Annotated in this window: 7 protein-coding genes; 6 read left to right on the forward strand and 1 reads right to left on the reverse strand. The window is 53.9% G+C overall.

What is annotated here, in order from left to right:
* The first annotated feature begins 1,292 nt into the window (after positions 1–1,292).
* From B472_RS16525 to B472_RS16545, 5 genes are all read left to right on the forward strand, one after another.
* A complete protein-coding gene (locus tag B472_RS16525) occupies positions 1,293–1,994 on the forward strand; it encodes a hypothetical protein (RefSeq protein WP_019428497.1) in 702 nt (233 codons plus the stop codon).
* Positions 1,991–4,363 (forward strand): DUF3987 domain-containing protein, encoded by a 2,373-nt coding sequence (locus B472_RS16530; RefSeq protein WP_019428498.1) that lies wholly within the window; start codon positions 1,991–1,993, stop codon positions 4,361–4,363. The genes B472_RS16525 and B472_RS16530 overlap by 4 nt, the downstream gene beginning before the upstream one ends.
* Before the next feature lie 320 nt (positions 4,364–4,683).
* Positions 4,684–5,157 carry a hypothetical protein gene (locus B472_RS16535; RefSeq protein WP_019428499.1) on the forward strand — a complete coding sequence of 158 codons (474 nt, stop codon included), beginning with the start codon at positions 4,684–4,686 and terminating at the stop codon, positions 5,155–5,157.
* Positions 5,158–5,484: 327 nt separating this feature from the next.
* Positions 5,485–5,850 (forward strand): type II toxin-antitoxin system RelE/ParE family toxin, encoded by a 366-nt coding sequence (locus B472_RS16540; protein ID WP_019428500.1) that lies wholly within the window; start codon positions 5,485–5,487, stop codon positions 5,848–5,850.
* Positions 5,843–6,169: an XRE family transcriptional regulator gene (locus tag B472_RS16545; RefSeq protein WP_026039840.1), complete on the forward strand. Its 327-nt coding sequence runs from the start codon at positions 5,843–5,845 to the stop codon at positions 6,167–6,169. Before B472_RS16540 ends, B472_RS16545 begins: the two co-directional genes overlap by 8 nt.
* A gap of 15 nt (positions 6,170–6,184) precedes the next feature.
* Here B472_RS16545 and B472_RS16550 read toward each other — a convergent pair whose 3' ends face one another.
* Complete coding sequence (locus B472_RS16550; protein WP_019428502.1) at positions 6,185–7,399, reverse strand: site-specific integrase; 1,215 nt, start codon at positions 7,397–7,399, stop codon at positions 6,185–6,187.
* Between the two features lie 89 nt (positions 7,400–7,488).
* On the opposite strand from B472_RS16550, the gene B472_RS16555 reads away from it, so the two are divergent.
* A complete protein-coding gene (locus tag B472_RS16555; RefSeq protein ID WP_040506138.1) occupies positions 7,489–7,746 on the forward strand; it encodes a helix-turn-helix domain-containing protein in 258 nt (85 codons plus the stop codon).
* The last annotated feature ends 299 nt before the right edge of the window (positions 7,747–8,045 follow it).

Here is an 8,045-nt window from a genome sequence, read left to right on the forward strand (position 1 = left end):
GGATCTTTTTGTAGATGGAACGGGTACGAGTGGCCCCGTTGCAAAGCGTATTCTTCGTTCCGATCCAGACGCCAACAAGGCAGCCAGAGGCCATGTGCAGACTTTTTTTGAAAACACATTGCGATAAGTACTGGGCGCACTCATGAAGGCCGTACGTTAAACGTTGGATTGAACAAAATAGGCCCTGCTTGAGGCCGAGAGCTTGGGCTGGACACCCTTGGAGCAGGTGGTGTACCTGCAAGTGAGCGATGAAACCGCCATCGAGGTGCTGGTGGTGGGTGTGCCCGAGGCCGGGGCGGCGGTGGTGCTGGTGGGGTGAACACCGCAGGCTGATGCGGGTCTGAATGGCGGAAATGTTTTCCGGCATTGTTTTTCGGCGGGTGACTTTGAGATGGGGGACCTTGGCTAGATTCTTTTAAGGCCTGATGTGTGCTTGCACCTTTTCGATAGAAAAACCAGGAAGATCTTGCCAGTTGGAGAGTGATAAACGGGTTTGATTGCTCTGTAGATCACAGGCAGCAGATCGTTGACATTTAAAAGTGGCGAAGCAGGTTGTGTACTCAATGGACTTTTTTTTAGGTTACATACAGAGTGTGGAGCGCAGTCTGTATGAGGATAGGCGCTCGTCAATGCGCCCAGAATTCGATCAATGCTTCTTTTTCCCGTTACATTCAATACAGCTTGTGTTGCAGCGACAGCCCAACTAGTCAAACCCACTGAATTGGACAACCACCAAACGGATCCACTCAGTAGTTAGGACTTCTTGCCCTCTCGCTAAAAGCTCCTAAGAAGCCGCCATTCATTGAAACCAACCCTGCAAAGTTGGGCAACCCTCAAAGGGACGCAACTAGTAGTTAGGGTCTCGATCAATCGTCCCCTCTTTTGACGCCGCACACATTCAACAGCAATAGCATTTGAAGCTAAACCTATCAAATTGAACAACCCTATAAGGGATTCAATTGGCAGTTAGGGCCACTCGAACTATCGCATCAGCCCCGAGAAATCGGCAATTGATGGATTCGTTTGTGTGGCTCTTTTTAATTTGGCCACGCAAGCCTTTTAAAGGACTGCGAAATGACCAGCAAATCAGACGGTGCTTTCCCCCCACTGGAAAGCATTAACAAACCCTATCTGACAACCGACGAGCTAGCTTATTACACGAACTTGCGGCCACAAACATGGCGCATGAAGGCCTGTTATAGCCAACAGCCAGAGGGTCTGCGGCCACTGAGAATATGTGGCAAGTTGGCTTGGCCGACAGAGGCTGTTAAGCACTGGCTAGGGGTGGCGATATGAGTGCCATTTTTCAAAACCGCCAGCAGCGCCGTGCTCTAGAGCGCAAGGCGCAAAAAAACACGCGCAGTGAAAACTGCGGCGCAGCGCGCGAGCTTATGGCCCTTGGTCAGGGTCATCGCCTAATAGACCTCACCAGAAAAGCTATTGATCAGTTCGGCATGCCCCCCAACACCTGTGCAATTGCTGCCCAACATGAAGCTGGACACCTAATCACAGCATTAGCAATGGGAGGCATCTTTTCAAAGGCCTACGTCCGGCAAGACAGCCATGGTTACTGGGGTGGGTTCAGCAGTGTGCATGTGGATGGCGTGCATATCTGCGGCCATGTTGACGTGAAGCAGAACCCTGCACGGGCATGGCTCTTGACTCTTATATGGGCAAGCGGCGTGGCTGGTGAGATGGTTTGCGGCAACTACCACCCCGCTTCCAGCACGGACGAAATGCTGTTGGTCGGTGGCGTTGCAGCCACCTTAGCCAATCAGGCTGGTGTAGACCCTGGTCAAGTAATGAATGTGCTTTTGGGCACATCAATGCAGCTTATTGAACGCAACCGCAAGGCATTTGACGAGCTGACCCGCAGATTGGAAGCAACCAAGGTACTGACTTCGCAAGACATTGCTGAGGTGCGGGTCGAGCAAATTGAGAGGGCGGTGCTAGTGCCGACTCGATTTAACTTAGGAAAAGAGGGCGCGCAATGAATGAGACATTTTCCCCTGACCTAACCGAGGCACGCCGACTGCTGGACGCCGGCCTGCACCTGGTCAAGCTCAAACCGCACAGCAAGCAGCCACAAGGCGATGACTGGAACGCTCAGCACAACCGCGCCCGCTATATCGACGACCTAGCCACTGGCTACGGTCTCCCACTTGCGAGTAACCACGCTTGCAGCGTTGACCCCGACAACTGGCCATTAGCTGTGCGCGGCATGCGCAGTTTAGGCTTTGACCTTGAGGCCATTATGGCTGCCGGGGTGCGCACTACCTCGACCCGTCCTGGCAGCGGCGGTCGCTCTGCGTTTGCCGAAGAGCCTGACCTGTCATGGCTGAAGTTCTCATCCCGTGATCCCCAGATTGGTACTGTTGTAGAGTTCAGGGCATCGAGCTCAAACCTACAAGATGTTGTGCCGGGCTTGGTCTACTTCGACAAGTCCGGTGCGGTCAGAACTCAGGCCTACGCCAACGGCAAACGGCTCGACGATCTGCCAGGCCTGCCGGACGAATTGATGGTGTGGTGGCAGCGGTGCAGCACTGATATCGAGTTCCTTCGTCAGCAGCAAAATAAATTTATGACCGCCATCGGCGCGAAGGCCAATCTTGCCATCAGCACAGGGCGCGGTGGTAGCAAGCTCGCATTTGATGCACCGGGCTTTCGTGGACGCTACAACGCAACCAACAGCGTCGAGAGCATATTGGAGCGTCACGATTACACCTGGCATCCACGCGAGCAGCGCTGGTCGCCTCCAACAGCAACTGGTGCGCCTGGTGTGCGCCCTATTCCTGGCCGTGATGGCCTATGGCAATCCGATCACGCCAGTGACCCATTAACAGGAACGTTCGATGCCTGGATTGCGCACGTGGTGCTGGACCGCTTTGGCGACATGGAAGCGGCCAAGCAGGCCATGGACAAAGAACTGTTATCTCCAGCGCAAGACTTCATAGCGCTCATTGATCCAGAAACTGGTGAGATTAGTGTGGCTAATGCGACACCATCTGACAAGCCAGCTGTGGGCCATGTGCTTCCGCACATTAGTGAGGTGGCTGTCTGGAGCGAAGGCGCATCTCAAGCGGTTCCGGCACATCTACTGGACCTGCCCCACCCAATGTTGAGGCAGATTGCTCAGCTTATGGATGCCGCAGCCGAAGACACCGACCGAGCGATGACGGTGCTAGGCGTTATCCACTTAGCAAGCGCGACAGTTGCACGCCGTGTCATAAGCAACAAACGAAACTGCGCTGCCCTGTACCTGTGCGGCGTAGCCAGGACCGGTCGAGGTAAAAATGCAGCCAAGAACTTCGTGGCCAAGGCGCTTGATCGGGCCTTTAACCAAGGGGTCTGCTCCGAGTTCTCAAGCGGCAGCGGCATTTTCAGTTTAATGTCGTTATCACCCGCAGCGGTAATGCATTTGGACGAATTTGGCGACAAATTAGGCCACGGTCTGCGCGACCGAGTGGGCTCTCCCGTGGCCAAGGGTTTTAGTTATCTGAAAGAGGTCTTCAGCCAGGCCGACGACCGAATCAGCCCCGCAGCGTTTTCGCTGGTGAGTTTGACTGCCAAGCAGCGCAAAGACTTTCTGGAAAGTAACAAGCCTATCCAGATGCCTCACCTCAATATCCTGGCTGTGACCACACCGGGGCAGTTGGGCGATGCCGTTACCGACGCAAGTGTTGAGGGCGGGCTGATCAACCGCTTTTTATTTGTCGAGGCCTGTGGCCAACTTCTTGAGAACAAGCAGTTTGACGCCACCCCGCCCGAATGGCTCTTGCGTCATATGCGATCAGCTCGTGGTCTGGACGATGGGGGGAATTTGACGCTGGAGTCCCTGGAGCCTGGATTACCAGAGCAAGTGCCAGATCTGCGCGAATACGTGTTTTGCAGCGCCTCTATGGCCGCGCTGGACGCCTACAAGGCAGAAATCCGGCGGTTGGTAGCCAACGACGAGTTCCTGGCCGATATGTCTCAGCGGTGGCGGGAAATTGCCATGCGCATGGCGCTATCACTCCATGCCTTCAGTGAGCCTGGGATCCAGACTATTGACCCCGCCATCACCATTTGGGCTATTGATTACACCCGCCACTATGGCCGTTCGTTTGCACGCAAGCTTCTTTCCATGGCTCAGCCCACCGAATCCTACGGCCGGCGCCGTAAAGCCTATCTGGAGGCATTCAGGGGCCGCCCCGAAGGGACAACAACCCACGACATGGGACGCATGGCGCCATGGCGCAATGACAGCCCATTACTGCGGGGGCAGATCATCAAGGACATGCTCGCCAGCGGAGACATCACTCAGGTTTGGGTGGACAAGCCAGCGCGGGGACCATCACCAAAAGTAATAGTCGCATTGGCCTAAATAAAACCCAGCCGCAAAACGCATTTTTGTCTGCGGCAGGTTTTTCAGAGGAGGAAAACAATGAATAGAGGGAAAAAGACCCCCCCTCCTTTTTATATGTATTTGCTGTGCGCTCAAAAACAGGGGGCAGTAGTTTTAAGCCAATGAGAAGCTTTTCTCTTTCGAGAAAACTTGCCGCAGCGAGATTTGAGTTTTGCGGTTGGGTTTTGTTTAGTGCCCCCCCGCCGGACGCTTTCATGCCCCCCTTGACCCGAAACGGGGGGCATCTTTTCAAGGCAATCAACACACACCGCTAAAAATTTTTGAACTGGAGTGAAAAAATGGCAAACCACAAGACGATGGCTGACATTGCCGACCATGGTGCAAAAAACATTGCCCGCGCTCAGGCGGCGCGTGAGGACAGACGCCTTGCCAACAAGGCCATACATGCCGCTGGTGGCGCGCAAACGGCTGTTTGGGACGAAGTGGCTACAGGTGCGACAGTGGTTTCCATTGCACAGGGCTTGGGGCTGTCACTGTCTACCTTTAACCGGTGGCTTTCTTTTCTGCCTGAGAGGCAAGCGCAATACCAGGTAGCCCGACAGAAAGCGGCGCAAATGCTTGCCGAGCAAACAATTCAAATAGCTGATGAGGCAACGCTTGAAAACCTTCAGGCAGCCAGGCTAAGGATTGACGGACGGGTAAAGTTGGCAGAGCGCTATGCCCCCAGAGGCTTTGGCGCAGACCCATTTGGCGCTGACGTAGAGAAAACCACCCTAGAGGACTTGCAATTGAGAGCAGAAAAACGCAGCTAGCCCTGATATGTCATTTTTAGCTAAAGACTCTCAGCGGTAGCCAAACGCATCGATCACATTCTCTTTTGTAGTAACCGCGAGTAGGCGTTTGAATAGAGTGGGCCATATCGATTGCGGTGGCACGATAACGCGCACGCATGGAGCAATTTTACGAAATTACGATGCATTTGGGGGCCCCTTGGGTGGGGGTCAGGTCTCCAGAAATTGACTTGGGGTTGGGGGTAGTCTTGTTTGCCGAGCCAGGCAAAGCCGCTGGCAGGGTGCACGGTAGTCGATGGCTAGAATCATTCCCTTGACGGAATATTCCTTGAAAGGTATATTAGCGCCATGAAATGGGAAGTTGAATACACAGATGAGTTCGGCCAATGGTGGTCTGGGTTGTCTGAGCAAGAGCAGATCAGCGTGGCTGCCTCTGTCCAATTGTTGGAGGAACGCGGCCCGAGTCTCGGTTTCCCACACAGCAGTGGCATCAATGGCTCAAAACATGGCCACATGCGTGAGTTGCGCACCCAACACCTTGGCCGACCGTTTCGAACGCTTTATGCGTTTGACCCCTTGCGCAACGCAATCTTGTTGATAGGTGGGGACAAGACCGGTGATGGCCGCTGGTATGACGTGAATGTCCCTCTGGCAGACCGTTTGTATGACGAGCACCTGGAACAACTTCGAAAGGAAGGAAAGACCAATGGCTAAAAAGTTTTCTGATCTTCGCGCACAGATGAAGCCCGAGGCCCGGCAAAGCGCCGAGGCTGCTGCGCAGACCATGTTGGCCGCAATGCCCCTGAACGAGTTGCGTCAGGCACGTGGCTTGTCGCAAAAGATGTTGGCAGAAGTGCTGCACGTACAGCAGCCGTCAATTGCCAAGATAGAGAAACGCACAGACATGTACCTATCAACCCTGCGCAGCCACATCGAGGCCATGGGGGGTGAGTTGGAGATTGTTGCCCGCTTCCCGGATGGATCGGTCAGGATCAGCAATTTCGCTGATTTGGGGAACGCTGCGACTGTTTAACGTCAAAGTGTCCCATTAAGCCCGTAAAGCCGCTGGCAGTGCGGATACTGGAGCCAACATGACAGGCGGCATCATCGCTGCCCCCAAAGCAGTCGTGGCTGAATTGGCCGCAGCCAAGAGGGTGTCCTGACTGAGGTGGGCGTACCGCTGTGTCGTCTTGACCTGCGTGTGCCCAAGGATGTGCTGCACCTCATACAGGGTGCGCCCTGAGTTGATGAGCAGACTCGCGAAACTGTGGCGAAGATCGTGCATCCGCACATCCGATAGACCGATGCTCTTACGCGCTGTGTTCCACGCATAGTAGATGCTCACATATGGCTTGCCGGTTTCAGGGTTAGCAAACGCCCACTCACAGTCCGTCTTACGTGGCATGGTGGCCAACAGAGTCAAAGCACCATCCGAGAGTGGCACATGCCGAGCCTTGCCTGATTTGCTGATGGGGATACGCCAAGCCCTGCGGCCCAGATCAAAGTCTTCCCAACGGGCATCCAGCACTTCGCGCTTTCTGGCCCCAGTGAGGATCAACATGGGCACGATGAACTTGAGCATGGTGTTCTCGCTCTTGCACACGGCCTCATACAGGCGCTGGGCCTCCTCCACGGACAAGTACCGCTCCATCTTGTTGTTCTCCTCCATCAGCGGGATACCCTTGCAAGGATTGGTCTTGATGCCCGGCACTTCCCACTTGAGGGCCAGATTGAAGATGTACCGCATCATGATCAAAAGCCGATTAGCCGAGCCTGCTGCTGCTCCTGAGGCTTTGCGGTCACCATGTATCTTGACGATGTCTTGGCGGGTGATCTCGTCCATGTACCGCTTGCCAAAGCGCGGCAGCAGGTGGTTCTTGAGAATGCTGGCATCTGTGTCCCAAGAGCGTTTGTACGACATGATGAACGGCATGTACTGGTCGGCGATGAACTGGGCGAAAGTGGGAACCTGTTTAGCCTCAGTCTTCAGGGCAAAGGGGTCTTGCCCGAGCGCAATCTGATTTCTGAGGGCTGCGACTTTTTTTCTGGCCTGATCTAGGGATAAATCATCAGTACTTGCCAGCTTGATTTGTCGCTGAACTCCGCGAAAATCGGTGTACCGAAAGTAAAAAACTTTGCGCCCAGTGGGCCTGATTTCTACCATCAAGCCTCTACAAGACATGTCGAAGTAGTCGACCTTGGCCTTGCCTTCTGGGCATTGGATTTTGTCAAGAAAACCTGTGGAAAGTTGCATCAATGGCATATAAATCACCTCGCATGATTGATATTGTATCACGCGGTAGTGAAAGTATGCAATACAAGATTATATTTCCATAATGTAAAATACGATACATGCTGACACAGTCAAATTTCCAAGTACTCGCTGCTGCCATACGAGCAGGCCGGGGTGCGCTCAGTTGGTCACAACAAGAGTTGGCTGATAGGTCGGGTGTTTCAATGCCAACGGTTGCTCGTTTGGAGACATCAAGCGGCAATCCCAAGCTCGAGACAGTCAGCCGTTTGATTGGTGCCATCGAGAAGGGTGGCGTCAAGTTTGAGTGGAACCAAGTGGAAGGTTTCACGTTGGTGTTCACGCTGCGAAAAGGCTGACACCGTCGGCAAGCCGTAGGCGGCTTCGCAATTTCTGCGCTCTCAAAAAGCATCACGTGCAGGTCACATGCCCACACACGCAGGGGCATGGCGTAGGCGATATAAAATATATCGCATAAGATTTATAAAAAGTCTTTAAAAATCAAATACTTATCTCTGCTGGCAACTTGTCCGCTCACACCAAGTTCCCACGCCACCTCTCATCGCTTCATCTCCCAACTGACACAGCCCGTATTCGCTTGAGCGCCCTTCATCAGGACGCTCAAGCGAGTACGGGCTTTTGGCTTGATCACTCGTAC

Origin of the sequence: Limnohabitans sp. Rim28, assembly GCF_000293865.2 — a bacterium.
In the GTDB taxonomy this organism is placed as follows: Bacteria; Pseudomonadota; Gammaproteobacteria; order Burkholderiales; family Burkholderiaceae_C; genus Limnohabitans_A.

Bases quoted from the DNA above. Each gene is read 5' to 3' on its own strand.
- B472_RS16550 (WP_019428502.1), bottom strand. From the start codon at position 7,399: ATGCCATTGATGCAACTTTCCACAGGTTTTCTTGACAAAATCCAATGC.
- B472_RS16555 (WP_040506138.1), top strand. From the start codon at position 7,489: ATGCTGACACAGTCAAATTTCCAAGTACTCGCTGCTGCCATACGAGCA.
- B472_RS16540 (WP_019428500.1), top strand. From the start codon at position 5,485: ATGAAATGGGAAGTTGAATACACAGATGAGTTCGGCCAATGGTGGTCT.
- B472_RS16545 (WP_026039840.1), top strand. From the start codon at position 5,843: ATGGCTAAAAAGTTTTCTGATCTTCGCGCACAGATGAAGCCCGAGGCC.
- B472_RS16535 (WP_019428499.1), top strand. From the start codon at position 4,684: ATGGCAAACCACAAGACGATGGCTGACATTGCCGACCATGGTGCAAAA.
- B472_RS16525 (WP_019428497.1), top strand. From the start codon at position 1,293: ATGAGTGCCATTTTTCAAAACCGCCAGCAGCGCCGTGCTCTAGAGCGC.
- B472_RS16530 (WP_019428498.1), top strand. From the start codon at position 1,991: ATGAATGAGACATTTTCCCCTGACCTAACCGAGGCACGCCGACTGCTG.